25 protein-coding genes and 1 pseudogene are annotated in these 26,642 nt (G+C 71.8%); 12 read left to right on the top strand and 14 right to left on the bottom strand.

Annotated elements, in window-relative coordinates:
* Positions 1-159: 159 nt before the first annotated feature.
* Both ACFUJR_RS13880 and dacB read right to left on the bottom strand, forming a co-directional pair.
* Positions 160-1,290, bottom strand: a complete 1,131-nt coding sequence (locus ACFUJR_RS13880) for a zinc-dependent metalloprotease (protein ID WP_383168105.1) — start codon at positions 1,288-1,290, stop codon at positions 160-162.
* A 49-nt stretch (positions 1,291-1,339) separates the two neighbouring features.
* A complete protein-coding gene (gene dacB, locus ACFUJR_RS13875; protein WP_383168108.1) occupies positions 1,340-2,845 on the bottom strand; it encodes a D-alanyl-D-alanine carboxypeptidase/D-alanyl-D-alanine-endopeptidase in 1,506 nt (501 codons plus the stop codon).
* 102 nt (positions 2,846-2,947) lie between these two features.
* Here dacB and ACFUJR_RS13870 point away from each other — a divergent pair, with 102 nt between their 5' ends.
* Together ACFUJR_RS13870 and ACFUJR_RS13865 are read left to right on the top strand one after the other, a co-directional pair.
* The gene (locus ACFUJR_RS13870) at positions 2,948-3,442 is read left to right on the top strand and encodes an inorganic diphosphatase (protein ID WP_003968257.1); all 495 of its coding nucleotides are present in this window, start codon (positions 2,948-2,950) and stop codon (positions 3,440-3,442) included.
* A gap of 152 nt (positions 3,443-3,594) precedes the next feature.
* Complete coding sequence (locus ACFUJR_RS13865; RefSeq protein WP_383168221.1) at positions 3,595-5,235, top strand: threonine/serine exporter ThrE family protein; 1,641 nt, start codon at positions 3,595-3,597, stop codon at positions 5,233-5,235.
* Positions 5,236-5,321: 86 nt separating this feature from the next.
* Here ACFUJR_RS13865 and ACFUJR_RS13860 read toward each other — a convergent pair whose 3' ends face one another.
* Positions 5,322-6,029 carry a DedA family protein gene (locus ACFUJR_RS13860; RefSeq protein WP_383168112.1) on the bottom strand — a complete coding sequence of 236 codons (708 nt, stop codon included), beginning with the start codon at positions 6,027-6,029 and terminating at the stop codon, positions 5,322-5,324.
* Positions 6,030-6,187: 158 nt separating this feature from the next.
* Here ACFUJR_RS13860 and ACFUJR_RS13855 point away from each other — a divergent pair, with 158 nt between their 5' ends.
* The 3 genes from ACFUJR_RS13855 to ACFUJR_RS13845 all read left to right on the top strand — a co-directional run bounded on the left by ACFUJR_RS13855 (position 6,188) and on the right by ACFUJR_RS13845 (position 9,349).
* Positions 6,188-6,556, top strand: coding sequence for a YbjQ family protein (locus ACFUJR_RS13855; RefSeq protein WP_383168114.1), 369 nt, complete (start codon positions 6,188-6,190; stop codon positions 6,554-6,556).
* A 63-nt stretch (positions 6,557-6,619) separates the two neighbouring features.
* Positions 6,620-7,915 (top strand): ion channel protein, encoded by a 1,296-nt coding sequence (locus tag ACFUJR_RS13850; RefSeq protein WP_383168117.1) that lies wholly within the window; start codon positions 6,620-6,622, stop codon positions 7,913-7,915.
* A 21-nt stretch (positions 7,916-7,936) separates the two neighbouring features.
* The gene (locus tag ACFUJR_RS13845; protein WP_383168120.1) at positions 7,937-9,349 is read left to right on the top strand and encodes a glutamate decarboxylase; all 1,413 of its coding nucleotides are present in this window, start codon (positions 7,937-7,939) and stop codon (positions 9,347-9,349) included.
* 82 nt (positions 9,350-9,431) lie between these two features.
* Here the strand turns inward: ACFUJR_RS13845 and ACFUJR_RS13840 are convergent, their stop codons facing one another.
* From ACFUJR_RS13840 to ACFUJR_RS13815, 6 genes are all read right to left on the bottom strand, one after another.
* Entirely contained in the window at positions 9,432-10,196 is a 765-nt protein-coding gene (locus ACFUJR_RS13840; RefSeq protein WP_383168123.1) for an ABC transporter permease, read from the bottom strand.
* Positions 10,193-11,179 (bottom strand): ATP-binding cassette domain-containing protein, encoded by a 987-nt coding sequence (locus tag ACFUJR_RS13835; protein WP_383168127.1) that lies wholly within the window; start codon positions 11,177-11,179, stop codon positions 10,193-10,195. The genes ACFUJR_RS13840 and ACFUJR_RS13835 overlap by 4 nt, the downstream gene beginning before the upstream one ends.
* A gap of 77 nt (positions 11,180-11,256) precedes the next feature.
* Entirely contained in the window at positions 11,257-11,898 is a 642-nt protein-coding gene (locus tag ACFUJR_RS13830; RefSeq protein ID WP_383168129.1) for a PadR family transcriptional regulator, read from the bottom strand.
* A 25-nt stretch (positions 11,899-11,923) separates the two neighbouring features.
* Positions 11,924-12,469 (bottom strand): DinB family protein, encoded by a 546-nt coding sequence (locus tag ACFUJR_RS13825; RefSeq protein WP_383168132.1) that lies wholly within the window; start codon positions 12,467-12,469, stop codon positions 11,924-11,926.
* 93 nt (positions 12,470-12,562) lie between these two features.
* The gene (locus tag ACFUJR_RS13820) at positions 12,563-14,020 is read right to left on the bottom strand and encodes an aldehyde dehydrogenase family protein (RefSeq protein WP_383168135.1); all 1,458 of its coding nucleotides are present in this window, start codon (positions 14,018-14,020) and stop codon (positions 12,563-12,565) included.
* Positions 14,021-14,104: 84 nt separating this feature from the next.
* Positions 14,105-14,977 (bottom strand): helix-turn-helix domain-containing protein, encoded by an 873-nt coding sequence (locus ACFUJR_RS13815; protein ID WP_383168139.1) that lies wholly within the window; start codon positions 14,975-14,977, stop codon positions 14,105-14,107.
* A 279-nt stretch (positions 14,978-15,256) separates the two neighbouring features.
* On the opposite strand from ACFUJR_RS13815, the gene ACFUJR_RS13810 reads away from it, so the two are divergent.
* Complete coding sequence (locus ACFUJR_RS13810) at positions 15,257-15,781, top strand: ATP-binding protein (RefSeq protein WP_383168142.1); 525 nt, start codon at positions 15,257-15,259, stop codon at positions 15,779-15,781.
* Between the two features lie 119 nt (positions 15,782-15,900).
* On the opposite strand, the gene ACFUJR_RS13805 is transcribed toward ACFUJR_RS13810, so the two are convergent.
* A complete protein-coding gene (locus ACFUJR_RS13805; protein WP_030219358.1) occupies positions 15,901-16,113 on the bottom strand; it encodes a DUF397 domain-containing protein in 213 nt (70 codons plus the stop codon).
* A 394-nt stretch (positions 16,114-16,507) separates the two neighbouring features.
* Here ACFUJR_RS13805 and ACFUJR_RS13800 point away from each other — a divergent pair, with 394 nt between their 5' ends.
* Complete coding sequence (locus ACFUJR_RS13800; RefSeq protein ID WP_383168145.1) at positions 16,508-17,422, top strand: NAD-dependent epimerase/dehydratase family protein; 915 nt, start codon at positions 16,508-16,510, stop codon at positions 17,420-17,422.
* A 164-nt stretch (positions 17,423-17,586) separates the two neighbouring features.
* On the opposite strand, the gene ACFUJR_RS13795 is transcribed toward ACFUJR_RS13800, so the two are convergent.
* Positions 17,587-18,738 carry a DUF2786 domain-containing protein gene (locus tag ACFUJR_RS13795; RefSeq protein ID WP_383168147.1) on the bottom strand — a complete coding sequence of 384 codons (1,152 nt, stop codon included), beginning with the start codon at positions 18,736-18,738 and terminating at the stop codon, positions 17,587-17,589.
* The gene (locus tag ACFUJR_RS13790) at positions 18,717-19,106 is read right to left on the bottom strand and encodes a winged helix-turn-helix transcriptional regulator (protein ID WP_383168150.1); all 390 of its coding nucleotides are present in this window, start codon (positions 19,104-19,106) and stop codon (positions 18,717-18,719) included. The genes ACFUJR_RS13795 and ACFUJR_RS13790 overlap by 22 nt, the downstream gene beginning before the upstream one ends.
* 79 nt (positions 19,107-19,185) lie before the next feature.
* Here ACFUJR_RS13790 and ACFUJR_RS13785 point away from each other — a divergent pair, with 79 nt between their 5' ends.
* From ACFUJR_RS13785 to ACFUJR_RS13775, 3 genes are all read left to right on the top strand, one after another.
* Positions 19,186-20,019 (top strand): NAD(P)H-binding protein, encoded by an 834-nt coding sequence (locus tag ACFUJR_RS13785; protein ID WP_383168153.1) that lies wholly within the window; start codon positions 19,186-19,188, stop codon positions 20,017-20,019.
* Positions 20,020-20,125: 106 nt separating this feature from the next.
* Positions 20,126-20,884, top strand: coding sequence for an ABC transporter ATP-binding protein (locus tag ACFUJR_RS13780; protein WP_383168156.1), 759 nt, complete (start codon positions 20,126-20,128; stop codon positions 20,882-20,884).
* Between the two features lie 58 nt (positions 20,885-20,942).
* Positions 20,943-23,033, top strand: coding sequence for an FtsX-like permease family protein (locus ACFUJR_RS13775; RefSeq protein ID WP_383168159.1), 2,091 nt, complete (start codon positions 20,943-20,945; stop codon positions 23,031-23,033).
* A 62-nt stretch (positions 23,034-23,095) separates the two neighbouring features.
* On the opposite strand, the pseudogene ACFUJR_RS13770 reads toward ACFUJR_RS13775, so the two are convergent.
* Positions 23,096-23,293 (bottom strand): annotated as a pseudogene (locus tag ACFUJR_RS13770) (DUF397 domain-containing protein).
* A gap of 761 nt (positions 23,294-24,054) precedes the next feature.
* On the opposite strand from ACFUJR_RS13770, the gene ACFUJR_RS13765 reads away from it, so the two are divergent.
* Together ACFUJR_RS13765 and ACFUJR_RS13760 are read left to right on the top strand one after the other, a co-directional pair.
* Positions 24,055-24,984: a helix-turn-helix domain-containing protein gene (locus ACFUJR_RS13765; protein WP_383168162.1), complete on the top strand. Its 930-nt coding sequence runs from the start codon at positions 24,055-24,057 to the stop codon at positions 24,982-24,984.
* Positions 24,985-24,994: 10 nt separating this feature from the next.
* Positions 24,995-25,600, top strand: a complete 606-nt coding sequence (locus ACFUJR_RS13760) for a Uma2 family endonuclease (protein WP_383168165.1) — start codon at positions 24,995-24,997, stop codon at positions 25,598-25,600.
* Positions 25,601-25,607: 7 nt separating this feature from the next.
* Here ACFUJR_RS13760 and ACFUJR_RS13755 read toward each other — a convergent pair whose 3' ends face one another.
* Complete coding sequence (locus tag ACFUJR_RS13755) at positions 25,608-26,525, bottom strand: NADP-dependent oxidoreductase (RefSeq protein WP_383168167.1); 918 nt, start codon at positions 26,523-26,525, stop codon at positions 25,608-25,610.
* Positions 26,526-26,642 lie beyond the last annotated feature (117 nt).

Genomic DNA, 26,642 nt, shown 5'->3' with positions numbered 1-26,642 from the left:
CGGAGTCTTAACGGTCGGAAGAGGGGGTTCGGTCACTCAGAGTGCGTCGATGGTGACAGAACCTGGCCGTTACCCGAGCATTGCACGCCCCACCCCTGGTCTACGGTCCCTCGGATGGGTGATTGGCGGTGTGTTCTTCCGTCGTACGTCGCACCCGTCTCACGAGTCTGCCTTACGGTGCACCCTCGCGATCCAGTCGGCCGGTGCGGCGATCTCGGTCTTGGTGGGGAGCGTGTTGGGGGAGGTCCACACGCGGTTGAAGCCGTCCATGCCGACCTCGTCGACCACGGCCCGTACGAAGCGTTCTCCGTCGCGGTACTGGCGCAGTTTGGCGTCGAGGCCGAGGAGCTTGCGCAGGGCGAGGTCGAGGCGGGAGGCGCCGCGGGCGCGGCGCTGCTGGAACTTCTCGCGGATGTCGGCGACCGAGGGGACGACCTCGGGGCCGACGCCGTCCATGACGTAGTCGGCGTGTCCTTCGAGCAGGGACATGACGGCGGTGAGGCGGCCGAGGATCTCGCGCTGTTCGGGGGTCTGGACGAGTTCGACGAGGGACGGGCTCGGTTCGCCCTCCTCGCCCTCGGGACGGCTGCCGACGAGGGCCTGGGCGGCTTCGCGCAGTCGTTCGACGACGGTGGAGGGGTCGACGTCGGTGGCGCCGAGGAATGACTGGATCTCGCCCTGGAGGTGGTCACGGAGCCAGGGGACGGCGGTGAACTGGGTGCGGTGGGTCTCTTCGTGGATGCAGACCCAGAGGCGGAAGTCGTGGGGTGCGACGGCGAGTTCGCGTTCGACGTGGACGATGTTGGGGGCGACGAGCAGGAGGCGGCCGCCGCCGTTCTCGCCTGCGGGCAGCTCGCGGGTGGCGGGGGCGAAGGTCTCGTACTGGCCGAGGATGCGGGAGGCGAGGAAGGACAGCAGCATGCCGAGTTCGACGCCGGTGACCTTGCCGCCGACGGCGCCGAGCACGGTGCCGCCGGGGGTGGTGGTGCGCCGTTCCTGCATCTTGTCGAGGAGCGGGGAGAGCAGTTCGCGGAAGCCGGCGACGTTGGCCTTGATCCAGCCGGCGCGGTCCACGACGAGGACGGGCGTGTCCCGTGGTTCGTGGCCTTCGGGGATCATCCGGGTGAAGGCCCTGACGTGTTCTTCGGACGCCTTGGCGTGCCTGCGGAGTTCCGCGACGACGTCGCGGGCCTCTTCCCGGCTCACCTCGGGTCCGGGTTTCACCAGTCGGGTCGCGGTCGCGACCGCGAGGTTCCAGTCGACCATCTCGGCACCACCGATGCTCGTCATGCGTCAACCGTACGTTCTCGACGCCCGTTGGGTGAGTGTTCGTTCGCCATCAGCCCTGGGGGGCGAGGGCGGCGGAGAGCCGGTCGAGGGCGGGTTGGGCGGTGTACGGGGAGGGGGTGCGGCCGGCGAGGAAGGCGAAGGCGAGGAGCCGGCCGTCGGCGGTGACCACGGTTCCGGCGAGGGTGTTGACGCCCGTGAGGGTGCCGGTCTTGGCGCGTACGAGTCCGGCGCCGGTGGTGGCGGGGCCGGTGTCGAAGCGGCCTCGGAGGGTGCCGCTGAAGCCGCCGACGGGCAGGCCGGTCAGGACAGGGCGCAGGGCGGGGCGGTCGGGGTCGGCCGCTCGGGTGAGGAGGCCGGTGAGCAGGGCGGCGGAGAGCCGGTTGTCGCGGGAGAGGCCGCTGCCGTCGGCGAAGCGGGTGCCGGAGGTGGGCAGGCCGAGGGCGGTGAGTTCGGCGCGGACGGCCTTGCCGGCGCCGGTGAAGCTCGCGGGCTGCTTGCGGGCGAGGGCGGTCTGGCGGGCGAGGGCCTCGGCGAGGTCGTTGTCGCTGTGGGTGAGGGTGCGCTCGACGAGGTCGGAGAGCGGTGCGGACTCGGTACGGGCCAGCGGGGCGGCCTCGGCCCCCTGGGCCGGCTTGGGGCTCTGGGCCGGCTCGGCCCCCTGGGCCTTGGGGCTCTGGGCCGGCTGGGGGGCGGGGCCGGGGGTGGGGGCGCCCCGCACCTTCGTACCGGCCTTGGTGAGGAGTTCGGCGAAGGCGGTGGCGGCGTCGCGGGCCGGGTCGGCGGTGCGGGGCGCGGGGCCGCTGCGCGAGCCTCCCCCAGAGCCTTCGGCCTGGGAGGTACCCCCAAGGCGCCCGGCGTCGAGCATGAGGGCGCTGACGGGGGCGATGTTCTCGTTGGGGCCGATGGGGTGGCGGGCGGGTCCGCGGTAGAGGCTCGCGTCGTAGGTGATCCGTACGCCGGTGGTGCCCCGGTCCTCGAGGGCGCGGGCGGTGGCGTTGGCGAGGGCCTTGAGGCGGGCGCGGTCGAGGGTGGGGTCGCCGCCCCCGACGAGGGTGACGGTGCGGCCGTCGGCGGAGGCGACCACGGTGGTGGGGATGCGGTGGTCGGGGCCGAGGGCGGAGAGGGCGGCGACCGAGGTGGCGATCTTGATGGTGGAGGCGGGCGTCATCGGGGTCGTGGCGCCCTCCCCATAGAGCTGCCTGCCGGTGGTGGCGTCGACGACCGACGCGGTGCGCAGGGGGCCGAGGCCGGGGTCGGCGAGGAGCGGTACGAGGACGGCGGCGAGGTCGTCCCGCGGGGTGGCCGGGGGCGTGTCGAGCGCGCGGAGCACTCCGGCGGCGCTGGGGGCCGGGGCGGGCCCCCGCGTGGGGCCGGCCGGGGGCCGCTTCTCCGCGTGATGTGCGCCACCTGTCGGGGTCGCGACGGCCGCTCGGGCGCGCTCGGCCTTACGCTGACCGTTGTCCCACGGGCCGGCGGCGGTCGCCGCTCCGGCAGCCAGGGCCAGGCCGAGTACGGCGGAGCACGCCGTGAGCTGCCAGGTCCTCGGCTCCGGCATTGCTGACCAGCCCCTTTCGCGATCACACACAGGCGTGAGGGACACTTAATCACTGCGCGTTGCCGCAAGCATTCACATGTGTTGATTCAGGAGGAGCCACCCGTGGAGTTCGACGTCACCATCGAGATCCCGAAGGGGTCGCGGAACAAGTACGAGGTCGACCACGAGACGGGTCGTATCCGCCTGGACCGTCGCCTCTTCACCTCGACCAGCTACCCGGCCGACTACGGCTTCGTCGAGAACACCCTCGGCGAGGACGGCGACCCGCTGGACGCGCTGGTCATCCTGGACGAGCCGACCTTCCCGGGCTGCCTGATCAAGTGCCGCGCCATCGGCATGTTCCGCATGACGGACGAGGCCGGCGGCGACGACAAGCTGCTCTGCGTCCCCGCGTCGGACCCGCGCGTCGAGCACCTGCGCGACATCCACCACGTGTCGGAGTTCGACCGCCTGGAGATCCAGCACTTCTTCGAGGTCTACAAGGACCTGGAGCCGGGCAAGTCGGTCGAGGGCGCCGACTGGGTGGGCCGCGCCGAGGCCGAGGCCGAGATCGAGGCCTCCTACAAGCGCCTGGAGGCGCAGGGCGGCGCCCACTGAGTGGGTCCTGCTGAAGCTGTGACGGGCGGTGCACCTCGTGCGGGTGCGCCGCCCGTCTCGCGTGCTGTCGTATGCCGGTGCCCATACTGGGCTGGGGGCGCCCCCGGACGAAGGTCCGGGGGAAAGCGCGCATGGGAGTGAGGGCGAAGAGAGTGGTAGCGGAGGCGGACGGCCCGGAGGACCGGAAGCCGCAGTCGGACGAGGCGCGCAGCGCCTTCATCCCGCCGGCGGGGGTCGAGCAGCCGGTGGTGCCGGAGGAGGAGCACCCGACCTCCGAGTTCGCCGTTCCCGAGGGGCTGACTCCCGAGCCGCCCGCCGAGCCGGAGGGCTCGGCGTTCGCGCCGCCGTCGACCTACTCCGCGAAGAACCCGCCGCCGGCCTTCACGCCCGCCCACGGCATTCCGCTCGTGCGGCTGTCGGCGGACGCCCCGTGGCAGGACCGGATGCGGACGATGCTGCGGCTGCCGGTCGGGGAGCGGCCGGAGACGACGCGCAAGGAGGACGAGGCGGGGCCCGCGGTGGGCCGTGTGCTCGACCTGACCCTGCGTATCGGCGAGCTGCTGCTGGCGGGCGGGGAGGGCGCGGAGGACGTCGAGGCGGCGATGTTCGCGATCTGCCGTTCGTACGGTCTGGACCGCTCCGAGCCGACGGTGACGTTCACGCTGCTGTCGATCACGTACCAGCCGTCGCTGGTGGACGATCCGATCACGGCGAACCGGACGGTACGGCGGCGGGGCACCGACTACACCCGGCTGGCCGCCGTCTACCAGCTGCTCGCGGACATCAACGCGGAGGAGCACGACGTCACGACGGAGGAGGCGTACCGGCGGCTGGCGGAGATACGGCGGAACCGGCACCCGTACCCGGGATGGGTGCTGACGACGGCGGCGGGTGTGCTGGCCGGAGCGGCCTCGGTGCTGCTCGGTGGTGGTCTGACGGTCTTCTTCGTCGCGGCGCTGGGCGCGGCGCTCGGCGACCGGCTGGCCTGGCTGTGCGCGGGGCGCGGGCTGCCGGAGTTCTACCAGTTCCTGGTGGCGGCGATGCCGCCGGCGGCGATGGGGGTGCTGCTGACGCTGCTGCACGCCGGTCTGCGGCCCTCGGCGGTCATCACGGGTGGTCTGTTCGCCCTGATCCCCGGGCGTGCCCTCGTGGCGGCCGTGCAGGACGGTCTGACCGGTTTCTACATCACGGCGTCGGCCCGGCTGCTGGAGGTCGGGTACTTCTTCGTGGCGATCGTGGTGGGTGTGCTGTCGGTGCTGTACGTGGCCGTGCAGTTCGACGCGCAGCTGAACCCGGAGGGGGCGCTGGGGCTGGTCGAACGGCCGGTGGTGCAGATCCTGGCGGCGATGGTGCTCTGCCTGACGTTCGCGATCCTGCTCCAGCAGTCCCGGGCGACGGTGCTGTTCGTGACCCTGAACGGCGGGGTGGCGTGGGTGGTCTACGCGTCGATCGCGGTGACGGCGGGCGGCTCGGCGGTGATGGCGACGGCGGTGGCGGCCGGTCTCGTGGGTCTGTTCGGGCAGTTGATCGCCCGGTACCAGCACACCTCGTCCCTGCCGTACGTGACGGCGGCGATCGGGCCGCTGCTGCCGGGTTCGGCGACCTACTTCGGGGTGCTGTCGATCGCCCAGAACAACCTGGACCAGGGCTTCGCCAATCTGGCGAAGGCGGCGGCCCTGGCCCTGGCGATCGCGATCGGGGTGAACCTGGGAGGCGAGCTGGCCCGCCTCTTCATGCAGGCTCCGGGCGCGGCGGCGGCCCGCCGCGCCGCGAAGCGTACGAGGGGCTTCTGACCCCGGCCGTCACGGGCGCGGGGCCCGTCACCGGCGCGCGGCCGTACGCCCCCGCCGTCACCGGCGCGGGGCCTGCGCCCCCGCCGTCATCGGCGGGCGTGGCGTCCGCGGCCGCCCGGGTTGGGGGTGCCGGGGCCGTCGTGGCCGGTCTCGTCCTCCTGGGCCTTGGCCTTCTTGGACTGGGAGCGGGCCCGGAGGTACTCGATCACGATCGGGACCACGGAGATCGCGACGATCAGGATGAGGATCATCTCGATGTGCTCGTGGACGAAGTCGATCTTGCCGAGGGAGGCGCCGAGCAGGGTGACGCCCGCGCCCCAGAGCACGCCGCCGATGATGTTGAAGGTGATGAACGAGCGGTAGTTCATCCGGCTCACACCGGCGATGATCGGCGTGAACGTGCGCACGATCGGCACGAAGCGGGCCAGGATCAGCGACTTCGGGCCGTGCTTCTCGAAGAACTCGTGCGCCTTCTCCACGTTCTCCTGCTTGAAGAGCTTGGAGTCGGGGCGCTTGAAGAGGGCGGGGCCGACCTTGCGGCCGAAGAGGTAGCCGACCTGGTCGCCGATGATGGCGGCTGCCACGATGAGCGTGCAGACGATCCACAGCGGCGTGTCGAGCTTGCCGGTGGTGACCAGCAGGCCGGTGGTGAAGAGCAGCGAGTCGCCGGGCAGGAAGAACCCGATGAGCAGTCCGGACTCGGCGAAGACGATGACGAGGACGCCGATCAGACCGAAGGTCTGAATGAGATAGTCCGGGTCCAGCCAGCTCGGTCCGAGGGCAAGCGTATTCACGGGTTCCGGGCTCCTGCGGTCGGTGGGGGCGGGGGACGGCTGCCCCAAAGTATCAACGCATTCCTACGGCTCCGGGTTCCAAGGGCATCCCACCGGCCCCCTTCGGGGTGCGGCCGCGCGCGGCCGGGCCGACGCTGGTGGCCAGGAGGTGGATACGTATGGGCATCGAGGAGTACGGAGGCGGCCAGGGGCCGCACCCCGACGTGCTGGTCGTCACCACGAACGACGTTCCCGGCTACGAGGTCCGGCAGGTCGTCGGCGAGGTCTTCGGGCTGACCGTGCGCTCCCGGCATCTGGGCAGCCAGATCGGCGCCGGGCTGAAGTCGATGATCGGCGGGGAGCTGAAGGGTCTGACGAAGACTCTGGTGGAGACCCGCAACCAGGCGATGGAGCGGCTGGTGGAGCAGGCGAAGGCGCGCGGCGCCAACGCCGTGCTGATGTTCCGCTTCGACGTGTCCGAGGCGGCGGACGTGGGGACGGAGGTCTGCGCCTACGGCACCGCGGCGGTGATCGCGCCTCGCGCCTGAACGGGCGGCGACACCCTCAACTATCGGTGCGTAATGCGGCTTTTGTAGCTCTATGGTGGGGCGGTGGCCACCGATAACCCGTCGCCCGAACCCGCGCCCCCGGCCCCCCGGTCGCCCGTGCGCGCCCTGCTGCCGCAGGTCGTGCCCGCGCTGGTGATCGGGGTCGGCGCGAGTCTGGTGTTCCTCGCGATCGAATGGCTCTCCGAGCAGCTCAAGGACGTCCTGTGGGACACCCTTCCGGACGCACTGGGCATCGGAGGCTTCTCCGCCCTCTGGATCATCGTCATGCTCACCGCGACAGGGATCGCGGTCGGGCTCGTCGTCTGGAAGGCCCCCGGGCACGCGGGCGGGGATCCGGCGGAGGGCGGACTCGACAGCGCGCCCGTGGCCCCGGTGGTCGTCCCCGGGCTGCTGATCGCGGGCACGCTCACGCTGGCCGGCGGGGTCAGCCTCGGCCCGGAAAACCCGATCATCGTGGCCAACGGCGCGCTCGCCTACTGGCTCGGCCGCAAGATGGCGGCGTCCGTACCGGGCCGGTTCTGGGTCGTGCTCGCCTCCGCCGGCACCATCGGCGCCCTGTTCGGCACCCCGGTCGCCGCGGCGCTGGTCATCTCCGAGGCCCTGGTCCACCGGCCGGGCCAGAGCCAGGGTTCACTGTGGGACCGGCTGTTCGCCCCGCTGATGGCCGCGGGCGCCGGGGCGATGACGACGACACTCCTGGCGCACCCCAGCTTCGACCTCTCCCTGCCGCCGCTGCCGGAGCCGGGGTGGGCCGACCTGCTCGCCGCGATGGTCGTCGCCACGGCGGCGGCGCTCTTCGGCCTGCTCTGCTGCTACGGCCTCCCCTACGTCCACCGTGCCTTCCACCGGCTGAAGCACCCGATGCTGATGCTTCCGGTCGGCGGCCTGGTCCTCGGCCTGCTGGGCGTGCTCGGCGGTTCCCTGACGCTGTTCAAGGGACTGGACGAGATGAAGGAACTCACCGCGAACATCGGCGGCTGGTCCTCGGGCGAGCTGGCGAAGATGGCGGTGGTCAAACTCGCCGCCCTGCTGGTCGCCACCTCCTGCGGCTTCGTGGGCGGCCGGATCTTCCCCGCCGTCTTCATCGGGGCCGCCTTCGGCCTGCTGGCCCAGGCGCTCGTCCCCGAGATCCACCCGGCCGTCGCCGTCTCCTCCGCCGTGCTCGGGGTGCTGCTGGCGACCACCCGGCAGGGCTGGCTGAGTCTCTTCGTCGCCGCCGTGCTCGCCTCCTCGCCCATGCTGCTCTCCCTGCTGTGTCTGGCCTCCCTGCCCGCCTGGCTGGTCGTCACCGGCCGGCCCCAGCTCGAACTCGACGAGTCGGGCGCCCCGTTGCACTGAACACCTCTGAAAGGAGCCCCCGTGGCACTGCACAAGGGTCCCACCGAGACCGAGACCGGCCGCCGCCTCGCGCTCAACCCCTTCTACGGCGAAGCCGACCCGGTCGGTGGCATGACCGAGGCGCCGCCGACCCACCGGCTCCCCGACGGTCCGGTGCCGCCCATGAGCGCCTATCAGCTGGTCCACGACGAGCTGATGCTCGACGGCAACTCCCGCCTCAACCTCGCCACCTTCGTCACGACCTGGATGGAACCCCAGGCGGGCGTCCTCATGGCCGAGTGCCGCGACAAGAACATGATCGACAAGGACGAGTACCCGCGCACCGCCGAACTGGAACGGCGCTGCGTGGCCATGCTCGCCGACCTCTGGAACGCCCCGGACCCCTCGGCCGCCGTCGGCTGCTCCACCACGGGCTCCAGCGAGGCGGGCATGCTCGCCGGCATGGCCCTCAAGCGCCGCTGGGCCAAGCGGAACGCCGACCGCTACCCGGGCAGCGCCCGGCCCAATCTCGTCATGGGCGTCAACGTCCAGGTCTGCTGGGAGAAGTTCTGCAACTTCTGGGAGGTCGAGGCGCGGCTCGTGCCCATGGAGGGCGACCGCTTCCACATGGACGCCGAGTCGGCCGCCGCGCTCTGCGACGAGAACACCATCGGCGTGGTCGCCGTGCTCGGTTCGACCTTCGACGGATCCTACGAGCCGGTCGCCGAGATCTGCGCCGCGCTCGACGCCCTCCAGGAACGGACCGGCCTCGACATCCCCGTCCACGTCGACGGCGCGTCCGGCGCGATGGTCGCCCCCTTCGTCGACGACGACCTGGTCTGGGACTTCCGGCTGCCGCGGGTCTCCTCGATCAACACCTCCGGTCACAAGTACGGCCTGGTCTACCCGGGCGTCGGCTGGGCCCTGTGGCGTTCGCCGGCCGAGCTCCCCGAGGAGCTCGTCTTCCGGGTCAACTACCTCGGCGGCGACATGCCGACCTTCGCCCTCAACTTCTCCCGGCCGGGCGCGCAGGTCGTCGCGCAGTACTACACGTTCCTGCGGCTCGGCCGCGAGGGATACCGGGCGGTCCAGCAGACCACCCGGGACGTCGCCCGCGGGCTCGCCCAACGAATCCAGGCGACGGGCGACTTCCGCCTTCTCACCTACGGCGATCAGCTGCCGGTCTTCGCGTTCACCACCGCCCCCGACATCATCGGCTTCGACGTCTTCGACGTCTCGCGCCGAATGCGGGAGCGCGGTTGGCTCGTCCCGGCGTACACCTTCCCGGCCAACCGGGAGGACCTGTCCGTGCTGCGCGTGGTCTGCCGCAACGGCTTCTCGGCCGACCTCGCGGACATGTTCGTCGAGGACCTGAACCGCGTACTGCCCGAACTGCGGCGGCAGTCCGCCCCGTCGATCGACAACAAGGCGGCCGCCACCTCCTTCCACCACTGAGCGGGAGAGCAACCCCGGAACGGCTCGCCCTCCGGGACGGCGGCAGCGCAGGGGACCGGATGCTCGACCGGTTCGGTTCCCCCTACACGCTGAGCCTCCTGAACCTCCGTACCGCCAGCGGGAGGAAGACGGCGAGGAGCAGCAACGGCCACACCACCGCCGCCGTCACATGCCCCGGCTCGCCGCCGGGGTTGCCGAACAGATCCCGTACCGCCGTCGCCGTCGACGACATCGGGTTCCACTCCACGACCGTGCCCAGCCACCCCGGCATGGAGTCGGGCGAGGCGAAGGCGTTGGAGAGGAAGCCGACCGGCCAGACGAGGATCTGCACGGCCATCACCAGTTCGGGCCGCCCCGCGACCATCGCCAGGTAGATCCCGATCCACAGCATCGCGAGGCGCAGCAGGAGCAGCAGGCCCATCGCGCCGAGGAAGGCGCCGGCGCCGCCGTGCGCGCGCCAGCCGATCGCGTGTCCGACACCGGCCATCACCAGCAGCCCGGCCGCGGACTGGAGCATGTCGGCGGCCGAACGCCCCACCAGCACCGCGCCGTCGGCCATCGGCATCGAGCGGAAGCGGTCGATCACGCCCTTGTCGAGATCCTGGGTGACGGCCGTCATCGTCGCTTCGAGACCGAAGACCATCGTCAGCGTGAGCATGCCGGGCACGAGGTAGTCGACGTACGCGCCGTCGATCTCCCGGCCACCGCCGACGAGATAGCCGAACATCAGCATCATCATGACCGGGAAGGCGAGGCCGACCACCACGACGACCGGCTGCCGCGCCCAGTGGGCCAGTTCCCGCCGGGTCATGGTCCAGCAGTCGCTCATCACGTACGCCGCGCTCATAGCGCCACCTCCGCCTCGTCGTCCTTCGCTTCCTCGGCCCTTTCCTCGGCCTTCGCGTCGCCGGTCAGCCGGAGGAAGACCTCGTCGAGGGTCGGCCGCCGCAGAGCGATGTCCTCCGCCTCGATCCCGGCCGCCTCCAGGGCCCGTACGGTCTCGGCCAGCGCCGCCATCCGGTCGGTGACGGGCATGCTGATCCGCCGCCGGTCGGTGTCCACCGTCGCCTCGGACCGGCCGACGGGCAGCAGACGCATCGCCTCGTCGAGTCGCCGGGCGTCCCGCAGGACGACGTCGACGCGGTCCCCGCCGATCTTCGCCTTCAGCTCGTCGGCCGTTCCGTCGGCCACGACGCGGCCGTGGTCGACGACCGAGATCCGGTCGGCGAGCTGGTCGGCCTCCTCCAGGTACTGCGTGGTGAGCAGGACGGTCGTCCCTCCGCCCACCAGTGAGCGCACCGACTCCCACACCTCGCCGCGGCCGCGCGGATCGAGTCCGGTCGTGGGCTCGTCCAGGAAGAGCACCTCCGGCTCGGTGATCAGCGAGGCCGCGAGGTCCAGGCGCCGGCGCATACCGCCGCTGAACTGCTTGACCGGCTTGCGACCGGTGTCCGCGAGCCCGAACCGCTCCAGGAGTTCGTCGGCCCGCGCGCCCGCGCGCCGGGCCCCCAGGTGGTACAGCCGCCCGAACATCTCCAGGTTCTGCCGGCCGCCGAGCTCCTCGTCGACGGCCGCGTGCTGCCCGAGGAGCCCGATCCTGCGCCGCACCTCGGCCGCCTGGGCCCGGACGTCGAAGCCCGCCACTCGCACCAGGCCCTCGTCGTGCCGCAGCAGCGTGGCCAGGATCCGTACCGTCGTGGTCTTGCCCGCGCCGTTGGGGCCGAGCAGCCCGTGCACCGTGCCGCGCCCCACGCGCAGGTTCAGGCCGTCGAGCGCCCACTTGTCGCCGTACCGTTTCCGCGCGCCTTCGACGACGATCGCATCAGTCATTCCAGCCCTCCAAGGCAGTAGTCAAACTTGACCACTCACTGAAAGGTATGGCACCCCCCGCGATTGGTCAAACTTGATTACTCGAATTCCGGGTCGGGCCCGCCCGTCGAGTACGGGTTCTCCTCACCCTCGGCGAGCACCCCCAGGAAGGGCTCTCCGCCCTCTCCGTCGAAGGAGTACGCACCCGCCTCGATCCGCTCGATCAGCCCGAGCGTCCACTCCTTGCCCGCGTCGGCCGAGTGGATCCAGAGGTGCATGATCTCGCCGATGTGACCGAGCTGCCCCGGGCCGCCCTCCGGCGTGTAGTACTCGGTGACGGCGGTGCGCCACTCGTCGAGCGCCCGCACCCGCTGCCGCAGCAGTTCCACGACCTCCCCACGAGGGAGGTCGACGATGAACCCGATCCCCGCGGACAGGACGTCCATCTTCTGGTCGTACGTGGTCAGCGCCTCGCGCAGCAGCGCGAAGTACTCCGCCTCCCCCTTCTCCGTCACCTCGTACTCGGTGCGCGGCGGGCCGCCCGCCGTGCTCGGCGCGATCTCGTACGCGTGCAGCAGGTCCTGCTTGGCCATCTGCTTGAGCGCGTGGTAGATCGAGCCGGGCTTGGCGTTGGACCACTCGTGCGCGCCCCAGAACTCCAGGTCGTTGCGGATCTGGTAGCCGTGGGCGCGCCCGTGACGGCGCACCGCGCCGAGGACAAGAAGCCGGATCGCTGACACCCTCGTACCTCCTAGTCAATTTTGACTAGGGTACGCGCCCCTCTTCCTCCGCGATCAGCGTGAAGGAGTCCCTGCCGTCCAGCGACTCCCTGATGATGTCCGCGTGCCCGGCGTGCCGCCCCATCTCCTGGACCAGGTGGAGCAGCATCCACCGGACCGAGACCCGGCCGTCCTCGGGGAACCAGGGCGCGGGCGGCAGCGGGAAGGTCTCGTCCAGGCTCGGCACCGACCGGACGAACTCCTCGGTCTCCTTGGCCACGCCCTCCCAGAAGGCCAGCGTCGCCGGGACGCTCTCGCCCTCCACGAGCCGGAAGCCGTCACCCCAGGTCTCCTGGGTGCGGTGCCGCTCGTTGGGCACCTGCTGGGCCAGTCGCAGCCAGCTGAGCTCGACCTCCGCGACGTGCTTGATCAACCCGGAGAGGCTGAGCGTGCTGGCGCTGGGGCGGCTCGCCGCCTGCTCCTCGGTGAGGCCGAGGGTGGCGCGGCGGAGCGCGGCCCGCTGCGCCTCGATGAAGTTGAGGAACGCTCCGCGCTCGTCACCCTGGGCCTCCGCGGGAACAAGAGCAACCATGATGTCCGCCTTCCGGTCGACTCGGTGGGCGCCGGGGAGCTCTCCTCTCCCCGACACCCACCACGCTACGAACCCTTGAGGACAGCTACGGTCCTAGAAGGGGAACCGGCTCCGGCCGTGCTGGATCGAGATCCACTTCTGGGTGGTGAAGGCCTCGATCATCGCGTCGCCGTTCAGCCGGCCGACGCCCGAGTGCTTCTCGCCCCCGAACGGCACGATCGGCTCGTCGGCCACGGTGCCGTCGTTGATGTGGATCATGCCGGTGTGGATGCGCCCGGCGACCCGTACACCCCGCTCGATGTCCCCCGTGTGGACGGCACCGCTCAGCCCGTACGGCGTGTCGTTGGCGATCCGTACCGCCTCGTCCTCGCCGTCGAAGGGGATGACGAGGGCCACCGGCCCGAAGATCTCCTGGCTCAGGACGGGCGCGTCCGCCGGAAGGCCGGACAGGATCGACGGGGAGACGACATTGCCGTCCGCCGTGCCGTGCAGCAGGGCCGTCGCACCGGCCTCCACGGCCTGCTCGACCACGGCCGAGACCGACTCCGCCTGCTGGGAGTTGATGAGCGGGCCGATGTGGGTGGCGGGGTCCGCCGGGTCGCCGACGCGCAGGGTCTTCACCTTGGCGACGAACTTCTCGGTGAACTCCTCCTCCAGCCTGCGGTCCACCAGGATCCGGTTGGCGGCCATGCAGACCTGGCCCTGGTGCACGAAGCGGCTGAAGACGGCAGCGTCCACGGCGTAGTCGACATCGGCGTCCTCGAGGACGATCAGTGCGCTGTTGCCGCCGAGTTCGAGGACGGCGTGCTTGAAGTTCTGCGCGCAGACGGTGGCGACGTGACGGCCGACCTTGTCGGAGCCGGTGAAGGAGATGACCTTCGGGACCGGGTGGGTCAGCAGCGCGTCGCCGATCTCGGCGATGTCGGTGACGACGACGTTCAGCAGACCGGCCGGCAGACCGGCGTCCTCCAGGACCTTCGCGACGAGCGTGCCACCGCAGATCGGCGTGTTCTGGTGCGGCTTGAGGACGACCGCGTTGCCGAGGGCGAGCGCGGGCGCGACCGACTTGAGGGAGAGGAGGAACGGGAAGTTGAAGGGGGAGATGACACCGACGACACCGACCGGGAGCCGGTAGACGCGGTTCTCCTTGCCGTCGACGGGCGAGGGCAGGATCCGGCCCTCGGGCCGCAGCGCCAGCTGGATCGCCTCGCGCAGGAACTCCTTGGCGAGGTGCAGCTCGAAGGCCGCCTTCAGGCGCGTACCGCCCAGCTCTGCGACGATCATGTCGCCGAGCTCCTGGTCGCGCTCCTCCACGATCCGCAGCGCGCGCTCGAAGACGAGCCGGCGGGTGTACGGGTTCGTCTCGGCCCATTCGCGCTGCGCGCGCTCGGCGGCACGGTAGGCGCGGTCGACCTCGTCGGCGGTGGCGACGGTGATCGAGGCGAGCTTCTCCCCTGTGTACGGGTTGAAGTCGATGATGTCCCACGAGCCGCTGCCGGGCTTCCACTCGCCGTCGATGTACTGATGGGCCAGGTCGGTGAAGTAGGACATGTGGCGAGACCCCTTAACCCGCGGTGGCGGACGTGGCGACGGTGACGACAGAAGACTCTGATGTCACGTCATCGTACTTACGTCCTACGTGAGTTGGAGGAGACCTCGGAGAAGATCCCGGCTTTCGGCCGGATCGGGGCTGTCCTCGGCCAGCCGCTCCATCACGCGCGCGTACTGGGCGACCTCCTCGCGCTTGTCGAGGTACAGCGCGCTGGTCAGCTGCTCCAGGTAGACGACGTCGGAGAGGTCGGACTCGGGGAAGCTCAGCATCGTGAACGAGCCGCTCTCGCCGGCGTGCCCTCCATAGCTGAAGGGCATGACCTGGAGCGTCACATGAGGGTGCTCGGAGATCTCGATGAGATGCCGCAACTGTCCCTGCATCACCGCCCGGTCGCCGTACGGGCGGCGCAGCGACGCCTCGTCGAGGACCGCGTGGAAGTGCGGGGCACGCTCGGAGACGAGGACCTTCTGGCGCTCCAGGCGCAGGGCGACGCGGCGCTCGATCTCGGCGCGCGGGGCGCCGGGCATGCCACGGGTGACGACGGCCTGCGCGTACGCCTCGGTCTGCAACAGGCCGTGGACGAACTGGACTTCGTAGACGCGGATGAGGGAGGCGGCGCCCTCCAGGCCGATGTACGTCTGGAACCATCCCGGCAGGACGTCGCCGAAACTGTGCCACCAGCCGGCCACGTTGGCCTCGCGGGCGAGCCCGAGGAGCGAGCCGCGCTCCGCCTCGTCGCTGACCCCGTAGAGCGTGAGCAGGTCCTCGACGTCCCTGGCCTTGAAACTCACCCTGCCCAACTCCATACGGCTGATCTTGGATTCGGACGCGCGGATCGAGTAGCCGGCCGCCTCGCGGGTGATGCCGCGCGACTCGCGCAGCCTCCTCAGCTGCGAACCCAGCAGGATGCGCCGCACGACACTCCCGCTCGCTCCGCTCGATTCGACTGCGGTCACGGCTCCAGCCTCTCCTTCGCGGTCTCGGGCCCCCGGATTGTGCCACTAAACGCTTCAGCCCGTACACATTCGATTACGGAAAGACGGCAACTTCAGGGCGACTTCATGATCAAGGCGAAAGTGGTCACCAGAAGATATGCACAGAATCGGCACGCGGGCGGACAGGTCCGGCGCGTGCACGTGCATCTGCCCTTGCATCCAGTGGTCCCTTTGGGAACCATGGACCCCGCGCAACCGCACCACATCCGCGATTCGCCGCGATTCCCGGGAGTGCCTCGCATGGGGACGAATGGATCGACCATGCTCGAGCCGTTACGGCAGGGGCTTCCGCCGATCGATCCCGCCGCCGTCTCCAGCTCGGCCTCCTGCGCACTGCCACCCGCGTACGAAGCGGTGCGCGGCGCACGGAAGTTCACCCGGGCCACGCTCGCGCAATGGGACCTCACCGAGCGCTTCGACGACGTGGCCCTGGTCGTCTCCGAACTCGTCACCAACGCCCTGAGGCACGCGCTGCCGTCCGAGGCGGCGCACGCGAGGGACTCCGGGGACCTTCGCGAAGACGGCCGGAACGGTCCCCCCGTCCGACTGCATCTGATGCGATGGACGGGCCGCCTCGTCTGCGCGGTGCGCGACCCCAGCCACCGCAGCCCGGAGACGCGCGAGGGGGGCGAGGACTTCGCGGCGGAGTCGGGGCGCGGGCTGTTCCTGGTCGACTCGTTCAGCGACACCTGGGGCTGGCACCCACTCGCCGGGACGCTCCAGGGCAAGGTCGTCTGGGCGTTGTTCCGGCTCGGACCGGAGTGACGCGCGTAGCCGCGCACGGTGTTGGAGAAAGGGCCCCGGCGGAACGCCGGAGCCCTTTCCCTGTGCCCGAAAGCCGGTGCGGAGGACCGGGCGGAACCCGGGGCGAACCCCCGGCGGGCTCACACCAGGTGGTCGAACTCCCCGTCCTTGACGCCCAGCAGCAGCGCCTCTATCTCGGCGGGTGTGTAGACGAGCGCGGGGCCGTCCGGGTGACGCGAGTTGCGTACGGCAACGTTTCCACCGGGCAACTTGGCGAACTCCACACAGGATCCCTGGGAGTTGCTGTGCCGGCTCTTCTGCCACACGACACCCCGGAGCTCCGTGGCCGCCATGCCGTTGTACGCGTGATGCGCATGATGCACTGGTAGCTCCCCGAGATACTTGATGCAGGTGTCAACTTCCTCGGATCATAGCTGTGTTCATATGCCAATGCATGAGCAGATGCACGTGCACGCGGGGTGGCGTAGCGACTACGCGACTCAGCGTGCTACCGGCGGGTAAGCCACCCCGCCCGCCTCACCCTACGACGTGCCTTCGCGGGGGTGTCGTGGGCGAGCGCTTCGGACACCTCGTCCAGGGACGGGAACGGGCGGTCGCCTTCAGGACCCGGCCGGCTCATCGCGCCGAGCCTGACGTCGCACCGGGACGAACGGGGCGTTCACCCGCATGCCCTGCGTCCCGGGTCACTTCCGGGGATGTCGCGTACCGCGGCGTCATGCTCGTCCCATGAGCATGACTGACACCGGGAACGTGCTGCTGGCAGGGGCGAGCGGGGTCTTCGGACGCCACGTCGCCGAGGAACTCACCGCGGCCGGACACACCGTGCTCGGCCTCGGGCGCGGGGCGGAGAACGAGGTCGTCGCCGACCTCATGGACCGCGACGGGCTGCTCCGGGCGGTGGAGGGGCTGGAGATCGACACCATCGTGCACGCGGCGACCGCCCTGCGCGAGCCGCCGATGAGGCACCGGGACATGGACGCGACCGACGCGCTGCGGGTGGCCGGGACGTCCCACCTGGTCGAGGCGGCGCGCGCGGTGGGAGCGCGGCGGATGATCGCCGAGACCATGGTGTTCGGGTACGGGTACGGCGACTTCGGGAACCGCGTGGTCACGGAGAACGACACCTACGGGCCGACCGGCCTCGACGCGGCGTCCCAGCGCCACGTGGACGCCATGCGGACCAAGGAGGAGCTGATGCTCGGGGCCGAGGGGATCGAGGGCGTCGCCCTGCGGTTCGGCCTCTTCTACGGCCCCGGCGGCACCGAGACCATCGTGGATCTGCTGCGGAGGCGGAGGCTGCCGGCGGTCGCCGACCGGGGCAGGGTGCTGCCCTGGGTCCACCTCCAGGACGCGGCCCGCGCGGTGGTGCTGGCGGTCGGGGGCGGGCGGCCGGGGGAGGCGTACAACATCGTCGACGACGGGCCGATGGGCTTCGGCGCCCATGTGCGGGCGGTCGCCAAGGTGTTCGGCACCCCGAGGCCGCCGACGGTGCCGGCCTGGCTGACGCGGCCGATGTCGTACGCCCACCGGGTGTGCACCACCAACCTGACCGTCTCCCACGCGAAGGCCGCGACCGAACTCGGCTGGAGCCCCCACTACCACGACTGCGCGTCGGGCCTCGCGGCGCTGACGGAGTGGTGAGGGGGCGGAGTGGTGAGGGGGTCCCGGAGGCGGCGCCGGGGGGCGGGGTCACGGAGGCGGCGCCCGAAGGCGGCACGGGGGGCGGGGTCATGGAGGCGGCGCCCCGGGGCGGGTCCCGGGGCGGGTCACCGGGGCGGGCAGGGGCGCGCCTGCGACCGGCGACGTCAGGGGCGCCGGTCCTGGATCTCCCGGTGGCCGCGTCCCAGACCCGCCGCGTTCGCGGCCGTCGTGCCGTGGGTCCAGCCCGCCTCGTCCCACATCGCGCGGACACGGGTCGTCCGGGTCTCCGGGAACATCTCGTCCGCGCGGTTCGTCACCGCGACCTCCCGGGAGGCGAGCGCAGGGAGCAGGGTCGGGGCCTCGGAGGCGACACGACGTGACGTGGTCGCGAGCCGGGCGCCGAGCCGGTTCGCGTACGCGAGCAGGAACGACTGCCGGAAGGACTTCGTACGCTTCCGGCCCCCCGCCCGCTGCTCCGCCTCCGCCCGCGTCATCGCCGCCGTGCCCTGGACCAGGAGCGAGGTGTACAGCAGCTCCACCGGATCGAGGTCCGCCTCGAAACCGACCACCGTCGAGAAGCCGTACGGCTCGTTCCACACCGACCGGCAGTGGTTCGCCGTCGCCACCGCGTCCAGCAGGATCGCCTTGGCCTGCTCGTACGGCGGCTCCACACCGATCCGGATCGCCCCCGGCACGTCCCCCGAAGGCGCACGGGACTCCAACGCCGCCTCGTCCAGGCTGTGGCGGGCCATCAGCTCCTGGGCCTTGGCGGTCAGCGCCTCCGCCTCCTCCGGGTAGCCGGTCGCCTCCGCCTTCGCGAGCAGAGCCCGTACGCGCGTCAGCATCCGCGGCTCCCCCGCCACGGCCGCCGGAAGCGTGTCCCCCGGAACCGGACCCACCGGCTCCAGGGACGGCAGCCGGACCATCAGGCGGTACAGCTCCAGGGCCGTCGTCGCCGAGGAGAAACGGTCCGCGCGGGCGGGTGCGGTGTCCAGGTCGGCCAGTTGCGCGGCCCACCGGTGCGGCAGCCGCTCGTAACGCCCGGTCTCCGCCGCGACCAGGGCGCCCGCGAGCCGCACGTGCTCCTCGGCGAGCTTCCGCCGCACCAGCCGTACGAGATCCGCGGGCTGCCAGCCCCGCTCCCACGCCCGCCGTACGAACTCCTCTCCGCGGCGCGTCAGTTCCGCGTCCGCCGTCCGGTCCGCCGCGAGCAGCGACGCCGCCGAGTCCAGGGCCGTGTCGTCGTCCGTGTACAGGGCCTCGAAGGCCCTCTCGACGGTACTCCTCGTCGTACTCACGCCTGCTTCGCGTCCCATTCCTCGCGCGCCCGACCGATCACCGCACGGTGGTCCAGCGACCAGTCGATCAGCTGTTTGATCAGGTGCGTCATGCTGTGCCCCGTCTCCGTCAGCGCGTACTCCACCTGCGGTGGGGTCGTCGGATGGACCGTCCGCGTCACCAGGCCGTCCCGCTCCAGGCGGCGGAGCGTGAGCGTCAGCATCCGCTGCGAGATGCCGGCGACCAGCCGCTGGAGCTCCCTGAACCGGCGCGGCCCCGGTGCCAGTTCGACCACGACGCGCACGGTCCACTTGTCGCCGAGCCGGTCCTGCACATCCCGTACTCCGCACTCCTCCGCGCAACTCACCACCGGGTCCGTGGTCACCTCGGTGTGCCCCGCTGACATCAATGTGCCTCCTTACGCGTTCCCGCCGCCCTCACCAGAATGATCCTCACCGAACACGAACACGAATCCAGGGGGAATCATGCTGCTCGTCACCGGTGTCTCCGGCGGCCTCGGCTCGCTCGTCGCGGAGCGTCTGGCCGGCCGTGACGACGTCGTCCTCGGCACGCGCGCCGGACTGTCCGGCACCCGGCTCGTCGACTTCGACGAGCCCGCCACCCTGCCGGCCGCCTTCGCCGGGGTCGGCACCCTGCTGCTGATCTCGGCGGGATACGGCGAGGACGACACCGTGACCGCCCGGCACGAGGCGGCGATCTCCGCCGCGGAGGCCGCCGGGGTCGGCCACATCGTCTACACGAGCCTCTCCGGCGACGGCGACCACCTCACGTACTCCCTCGCACACCGCTGGACCGAACGTCGGCTCCAGCGGTCGAAGGTGGAGTGGACGGTGCTGCGCAACGGGCTGTACGCCGAACTCCTCACCTGGATCGCGGCCCCGGACGCCGACAACCGCATCACGGGCCCCCTCGGCGAGGGCCGGCTCGCCGCCGTGGCCCGCGAGGACCTCGCCGAGATCGCGGTCGTCGTCGCCACCGCCCCGGCCGCGCACGCAGGGCGCACCTACGAGCTGGTCGGCGAGCACTCGCTGGGCGGGGCCGACCTGGCGCGGGCGCTGGGCGCCGAGTACGTCCCCGGCACCCTCGCCGAGGCGCGGACCGCCATCGCCGCCTCGGGAGCCGAGCCGTTCCAGGTCCCGATGCTGACGGGGACGTACTCGGCGATCGCGCACGGCTTCATGGACGGTACGGGTGTCGAGCACAGCAGTCTGCGGGAGCTGCTGGGGCGGGAGCCGCTGGACGCGCTCGACGTGTTCGTGAAGGCCGTGCGCGAACGGCAGGGCGTGCGCGAACGGTAGGCCGTATGGCGAGGGCGGGGCGTACGGGCGGGGTAGGGCCAGGCATACCCCGGAGACGCCGTCCAGCGGTCGTGATCGGCGGCGTCGGCGGCGGTTGGCTTGAGTCATGACCTCAACGACCAGCTCTCGCACCGCCGTTCGGCTCACCGCCCTGCGCCGCCTCCACCGGGACGTTCGCGCCCTGGACGGCGTCGACCTCGACTTCCGTACCGGCACCTTCACCGCCGTCATGGGCCCCTCGGGCTCCGGCAAGTCCACGCTGCTCCGGTGCGCGGCCGGTCTCGACCGGCCCACGGGAGGGACGGTCGAGCTGGCCGGGACCGCCCTGGAGGGGCTGAGCGAGCGGCGGCTGACGCTGCTGCGGCGGGCCCGGATCGGGTTCGTCTTCCAGTCCTTCAACCTGCTGCCCTCGCTGACGGCCGCTCAGAACGTGGCGCTGCCGCTGCGGCTGGCCGGCCGGCGGGTGTCCCGGGGCGAGGTGCGCGCGGCGCTGGAACGCGTCGGGCTCGGTGGACGGGAGAGGCACCGGCCCGGGGAGCTGTCCGGCGGGCAGCAACAACGGGTGGCGATCGCCAGGGCGTTGATCACCCGGCCCGCGGTGCTCTTCGCCGACGAGCCGACCGGAGCGCTGGACTCCGGCACCAGCCGTGAGGTGCTGACGATGCTGCGGGAACTGGTGGACCGGGACGGCCAGACGATCGTCATGGTCACGCACGATCCGGTGGCGGCGGCGCGGGCGGACCGGGTGGTGTTCCTGGTCGACGGGCGAGTGGAGGGGGAACTCCACGCCCCGACGGCCGAGCGGGTCGCGGCCCGCATGGCCGCCCTGGAGACGGCACCCGGAGCGGAGGCCGTCGCATGGTGACCGTCGTCGCGAGCCGCACGTCCGCCCTGCCGGCCGCACCCCGGACGGAGGCCGTCGCATGCTGACCGTCGTTCTCTCCGGCCTCCGTGCCCGCTGGGCCGCCTTCCTCGGCAGCTTCGTCGCCCTCGCCCTCGGCGTCGGGCTCCTCGCCACCATGGGCCTCGGCCTCGCCTCGACCTTCGACGCCCCGGAGCGCGAACCGCGACGGTTCGCGTCCGCGCCGGTGGTCGTGCAGGGGCGGGACGCGGTCACCGTCGAGGTCCGGCGGGGGCCGGACACCGCCTCCGTCTCACGGGAACTCGACCGTCCACAGCCTGTGGATATCGAACTCCTTGCCGAGCTGAAGGCCCGCTGGACCGTCACCACCGCGGGCGGCCCCGACGCCGTCGGCGTCCACGGCCCCGCCGCCGAGGTCCGTACCCTCGTCGGCGACCGGGCCCGCGTGCTCACCGGGCACGACCGGCTGCGCGCCGGCCCCGAGCCCGAGCGGGACGCCGAGGCGCTCGTCGCCCTCAACTCCCTTCTCGGGACGGCGGGCGGCGTCACCGCCTTCGTCTCGGTCTTCGTCGTCGCCTCCACCTTCGCCTTCGCCGTCGCGCTGCGACGCCGCGAGTTCGGACTGCTGCGGACGGCGGGCGCGACACCCGGTCAGGTGCGGCGGATGCTCCTCGCGGAGGCCGCGGGCGTCGGGGTCCTCTCCGCGGCCACCGGGTGCGCGCTGGGCGCGTGGGGTGCGCCGTGGCTGGCGCGGGTGCTCGTGGACGGCGATCTGGCCCCTGAGTGGTTCGGGATCGGCGACGCCACCTGGCCCTTCCACCTGGCCTTCTGGACGGGCGTGACCGTCGCCGTCGCAGGGGCCCTCGCCGCCTCGCGGCGGGCCGGGAAGGTCGGCCCGGCGGCGGCGCTGCGCGAGGCGGACGTCGACACGGACGTCCTGCCGCTCGGCCGCGCGCTGCTCGGGACGGGCCTGCTCCTGGCGGGCGCCGCGGTGCTCGTGTGGACCGCGGCCACGGAGCCGTCCGAACTGCTCAAGCGCAAGACGTACACGACCGTGCCGATGCTCCTGATCACCGGCGTCGCGCTGCTGGCCCCGGCGCTGGTCCGGCCGGTGGCGCGGGCGCTGCGACTGCCTGGCGCGACGGGGATGCTCGTACGGGAGAACAGCGCGGCGGCTGTCCGCCGTACCGCCGCCGTCGCCGCGCCGGTCCTGGTGACGGTCTCACTGGCGGGCTCGCTCCTCGGTTCGGCGGCCTCGGTCACAAGCGCGAAGGCCGCGGAGGCACGGGCGCAGACCCGCGCGGCGTGGGTCGTGACGGGCGAGGACCTGCGGCCGGTGCCGGGTGCCTCGGCGACCGCGACGACGTCCGTCTTCGTACGGGACGGGGCCGAGGCGCTGGTCAAGTACGGGGCGCGGGCGGTCTCCGACCCGGCGGCCTTCGCGGAACTCGCGCGGCTGCCGATGGTGGCGGGGAACGTGGCCGATCTCGATGACGGGTCGATCGTCGTCAGCGAGGAGTGGGAGCGGCGGACGGTGGGCGAGCGGGTCGAGGTGTGGCGCGCGGACGGCAGCGGACCGGTGGCGCTGCGGGTGGTGGCGGTCCTCGCACTCGGGACGGGCGACAACGGCCCGTACGTGACGCGGGCGAACGCGCCGGGGGCCACGGTGGACCGGGTCGAGGCGGCGGCCGGAGTGGCGCCGGAGGCCCTCACGGCGGCGGGCGGGACGGTACGCACCGTGGACGAGTGGGCGGCCGCCACGCACCCGGCGGCCAGCCCGCAGACCCGGCTCGGGCTGCTCCTGGTGCTCGGCATCGCGCTCGTCTACACGGTGATCGCGCTCGCCAACACGCTGCTGATGGCGACCTCCGTACGGGGCGGAGAGCTGGCCTCACTCCGGCTGGCGGGCGCCACGCGGCCCCAGATCCTGCGGGTCGTGACGGGCGAGGCGGCGCTCGCCGTGGCCGTCGGGACGGCCCTCGGCCTCGTCGTGACGGCGATCAACCTGGGCGCGCTGGGGGCGGGGCTGACGGCCCTGTCCGCGCCGGTGGCCCTGGCCGTGCCGTGGGGCGCCGTGGGCGCGGCGGCCGGCGCGTGCGGCCTGGTCGCGATCGCCTGCGCGGCGCTCCCCGCGTGGCGCCTGACGCGCTGAGCGGCGAAAGTGGGTGGACGGGGCGGTGTCCAGGGTCGGAGCCGGGCCACCGCCCCGCCCTGTCAGCCCTGGGCGACGGACACGTACGAGACGAAGGCGGTCCAGGCGGAGGGGGCGAGGCCCAGGTGGGGGATGTCGATGCCCTTGGAGTCACGGACGTGGACGGCGCCGGGAGTGGTGGCGACCTAGACACAGGACTCGCCATCGGTGCCACTGCTGTAGCTGCTCTTGAACCACGCCGGCTCGGGCTTGCGGATCATGTTTCTCCCAGCAATCGACTCGTCGTCCGGATCGACTTCCCAGCCCGGCTCGTCCGTCTCGACCACGCTCACGCCCGCCCACCTCCGTGATGCCGTACCTGTGCTCAGCGCCGCCTTACCCGACGGCCGCGCGGAACAGCCGGGACACCGCCGGACAGTCGCGGGACAATCACCTTACGTAAGGGCTTCTTCGCTGGGCAGCGTACGCACGGCCCACCACGCTGGGTGACACGAACCACGAAACCGCCCAAGTGTTGGCGTCTGTACGCCAGTTCGGAATCCAGCTCTCCGCCAACGCGGCGACCCACGGTCGCCTCCCCGGGCGGGACTTCCACCTGGCGCCCACCGCGACGGCGGCCACGCTCCGTGTCGAGGCGACCGACACCGTCGGGGCGCGGACTCCTCACCGTCGAGGCCCTCGCGGACCGGTAGGGCGTGAACGCCAGGTCCCGTTCCGCGCAAAACGGTCTGGGCCGAGATCGGGCTTCCGTGCGACCGGGCTGCCGTGCAGCGGGGCTCCGCGACGCGGTGCGCCACGACGGAAAAGCTTTAAAGAACCGGAGGGAAAGTACCCACCCCACCCCTCCAGCCTCCCCGCCGAGCACCGGTCACTCACACGGGTGATCTATGCCAACTGGGCTGGATTTGGGGCCGGTTGCCTGGCATATGCTCTCGCCGACAACCCCCAGACAGACGTCGGCCCCCGACGGGACTAGCGATCCCGATCGAGGGCCTGACCACCACGGAAGTAGCGCTTCCTGATGGCTTACTCGCAGCCTAGCGCGACCTCGCGCGCCTCCGGGCTCATTCACGTCAACGTCCTCCACACGACCCGGTACACGGTCGTCGGCAACCACCTCGCCCAGCACCGCGAGCTCTCGCTGCTGGCGATCGGGCTCGCCGTCCACATCCAGTCGCTCCCCACCGGGGCTTCCGTGGGTATCAAGGCCGTGGCCGACCGCTTTCCGGAGGGCGAGCTGCGTGTCGCCGCCGCCATGCGCGAGCTGGAGGCCCACGGCTATCTGAAGCGCTTCAACGAGCGCCTGCCCAACGGGCGGCTGGTCCCGCGCACGGTCTCGTACAACCGACCAGGGGCTGAACCTGAGCCCCCACCGGAGACGCCGCCGGAGCTCCCGCGCCCGACACCACCGAAGGCGCCGGTGCCGGAACCGCTCGTAACGGAGACGCCCGCGCCTGAGGCCGTACCGGAGGCACCCCCGTCGCCACCGGCCCCGGCCCCGGCTTCGGCCCCCGCGCCGGCCCCGGCCCCGGCCCCGGCCCCGGCTCCGGCTCCGGCTCCGAAGTCGCCTCCCCCGCCCCCGCCCCCGCTGCTCGACGAAGCGCACAGGCCCGCCGCCGAGCTCCTCGCCGGGCTGCACCTCGACGAGCCACGGCTCCTCCTCGCCGAGCGGGACGTCCAGCGCCTCGCCCCCGGCGTGACCGCCTGGTTCGAGCGCGGTGCAAACCCCGATGCCGTCCGCCGCACGCTCTCCGCCTGCCTTCCCGACCCGCTCAGACACCCGGCCGGGCTCCTCGCCCACCGGCTCACGGCCCTGATTCCCCCACCCCTTCCCGCCAGGCCTCCCGCGCCCGACCCCTTCCAGACCTGCGAAGACTGCGACCTGGCGTTCCGGTCCCCCGCCCCCGGCCGCTGCCGCGAGTGCAACCCCGAACGAAGAGAGGCCGCCTAGCATGAAGCTGATGACTCGGGCCCCAGGGCACGGACGAGGAGCCAGCGCCATGACGACCGCTTCCCCCTACTACCGGACCATGCGCGCGGCGGTGGAGAACCTGGACGACACCGTCTCCGGCAGGTTCGAGATCACCAAAGAAGGAATCGTTCACGACATGATGGTCCCGAAGCGTCCCCACGAGCTGACCGTGTTCCGCGTGCGCAAGCGCCTGGAGAAGGTCATGCCGGACGAACTGGCAGCCCACACGGGCGAACCCGATGTCGAGGACGAGCCTGAAGGCATCCTGCGTCACCCCGACGTGATGGTGATCCCCGAGGCGGACATGGAAGGCGACGGCGCCTTCGACCCCCGCACCCTCGTCGCCGCCATCGAGATCACGTCCCGCTCCAACCCCGACAACGACTGGATCGGCAAACTGCGGGACTACCCGCTGATCGGCGTTCCGGTGTACGCGGTCTTCGATCCCCGTACCGGGACGGGCGCCGTGTTCTCCGACATCCACACCACGCCCGACGGCCCGCGTTACGCCACCCGCAAGGACTTCGTCTACGGCGAGGACGTCACCATCGCCCATTGGACGATCTCGACCGAGGACCTGCCCCGCTACTCCTAGTCGAGCCCTACGGCAGCAGCACCAACTTCCCCCGCACGTGCCCCGACTCGCTCAGCTCCTGGGCCTTCGCCGCCTCCTTCAGAGGGAAGGTCTCGGCGATGTCGAGGCGCAGCCGGCCCTCCGTCGCCAGGCGGGCGTGGGTGGTGAGCCAGGTGCGGGCGAGGGGCGGGTCGACCGTGACACCGCTGAAGACGATGCCGTGCTCCTCCGCGTCGACCGCCGCGATCGTCACGATCCGTTCCCTCTTCCCGCCCGTCAGCTCGATCGAGACCGGCAGCGTCTCGTGGCCCGCGGCGTCGAAGACCGCGTCGACGCCCTGGGGTGCGGCCGCCCGTACGCGGTCCGCCAGGCCCTCCCCGTACGTCACCGGGATCGCGCCGAGGCCGCGCAGGAAGTCGTGGTTGCGTGCGGAGGCGGTGCCGATGACCGTCACGCCCGCGGCCACCGCGAGCTGCACGGCCAGCGCGCCGACCGCGCCCGCCGCACCGTGCAGGAGGAGCGTCTCGCCCTCCCGCAGGCCGAGCAGGTCCAGGACCCGCTGAGCGGTCTCCCCCGCGACCGGGATGCTCGCAGCCTGCTCCCAGGTCAGGCCGGCCGGCTTGGGGACGAAGACCTCGGCCAGGGCGTACTCGGCGTAGGCGCCGGTCGTCGTCCAGCCGAACACCTCGTCACCGGCCTCGACGCCCGTCACACCGCCCCCGAGCGCGTCCACCGTGCCGGCGAACTCCAGCCCGGGCACGGCCGGGAAGGTGGTCGGGTAGAACGCCTCGACCCAGCCGTAGCGCCGCTTGTAGTCGAGGGGGTTGACGCCGACCGCCGCCACCTTCACCCGTACCTGCCCGGGGCCGGGCTCGGGCACGGTCGCCCCCGCCTCGTGGCGCAGGACCTCCGGGCCGCCGAACCTCTCGTACGTGATCGCTTCCATCTCGGCCTCCGTGGACCCTCGTTGAACACTCGCCTGCTTCGATGGATCAAGCGTGCTCCCGACGCCCCGGCCGCCCCGCCCTCCCAACGGCCAGTCTCACCTGGCCGAAAGGACAGC

The organism is Streptomyces sp. NPDC057271 (assembly GCF_042668715.1).
Classification (GTDB): Bacteria; Actinomycetota; Actinomycetes; order Streptomycetales; family Streptomycetaceae; genus Streptomyces.
The sequence above is the reverse complement of the archived record's forward strand: the minus strand, read 5'-3'. Positions and strand labels throughout refer to the sequence as shown.

Coding starts and splice junctions, on each gene's coding strand:
- ACFUJR_RS13765 (WP_383168162.1), top strand. CDS start 24,055: ATGGCTTACTCGCAGCCTAGCGCGACCTCGCGCGCCTCCGGGCTCATT.
- ACFUJR_RS13780 (WP_383168156.1), top strand. CDS start 20,126: ATGACCTCAACGACCAGCTCTCGCACCGCCGTTCGGCTCACCGCCCTG.
- ACFUJR_RS13855 (WP_383168114.1), top strand. CDS start 6,188: ATGGGCATCGAGGAGTACGGAGGCGGCCAGGGGCCGCACCCCGACGTG.
- ACFUJR_RS13785 (WP_383168153.1), top strand. CDS start 19,186: ATGCTGCTCGTCACCGGTGTCTCCGGCGGCCTCGGCTCGCTCGTCGCG.
- ACFUJR_RS13805 (WP_030219358.1), bottom strand. CDS start 16,113: ATGGCGGCCACGGAGCTCCGGGGTGTCGTGTGGCAGAAGAGCCGGCAC.
- ACFUJR_RS13800 (WP_383168145.1), top strand. CDS start 16,508: ATGAGCATGACTGACACCGGGAACGTGCTGCTGGCAGGGGCGAGCGGG.
- ACFUJR_RS13775 (WP_383168159.1), top strand. CDS start 20,943: ATGCTGACCGTCGTTCTCTCCGGCCTCCGTGCCCGCTGGGCCGCCTTC.
- dacB (WP_383168108.1), bottom strand. CDS start 2,845: ATGCCGGAGCCGAGGACCTGGCAGCTCACGGCGTGCTCCGCCGTACTC.
- ACFUJR_RS13835 (WP_383168127.1), bottom strand. CDS start 11,179: ATGACTGATGCGATCGTCGTCGAAGGCGCGCGGAAACGGTACGGCGAC.
- ACFUJR_RS13820 (WP_383168135.1), bottom strand. CDS start 14,020: ATGTCCTACTTCACCGACCTGGCCCATCAGTACATCGACGGCGAGTGG.
- ACFUJR_RS13825 (WP_383168132.1), bottom strand. CDS start 12,469: ATGGTTGCTCTTGTTCCCGCGGAGGCCCAGGGTGACGAGCGCGGAGCG.
- ACFUJR_RS13795 (WP_383168147.1), bottom strand. CDS start 18,738: ATGGGACGCGAAGCAGGCGTGAGTACGACGAGGAGTACCGTCGAGAGG.
- ACFUJR_RS13810 (WP_383168142.1), top strand. CDS start 15,257: ATGGGGACGAATGGATCGACCATGCTCGAGCCGTTACGGCAGGGGCTT.
- ACFUJR_RS13790 (WP_383168150.1), bottom strand. CDS start 19,106: ATGTCAGCGGGGCACACCGAGGTGACCACGGACCCGGTGGTGAGTTGC.
- ACFUJR_RS13760 (WP_383168165.1), top strand. CDS start 24,995: ATGACTCGGGCCCCAGGGCACGGACGAGGAGCCAGCGCCATGACGACC.
- ACFUJR_RS13755 (WP_383168167.1), bottom strand. CDS start 26,525: ATGGAAGCGATCACGTACGAGAGGTTCGGCGGCCCGGAGGTCCTGCGC.
- ACFUJR_RS13880 (WP_383168105.1), bottom strand. CDS start 1,290: ATGACGAGCATCGGTGGTGCCGAGATGGTCGACTGGAACCTCGCGGTC.
- ACFUJR_RS13840 (WP_383168123.1), bottom strand. CDS start 10,196: ATGAGCGCGGCGTACGTGATGAGCGACTGCTGGACCATGACCCGGCGG.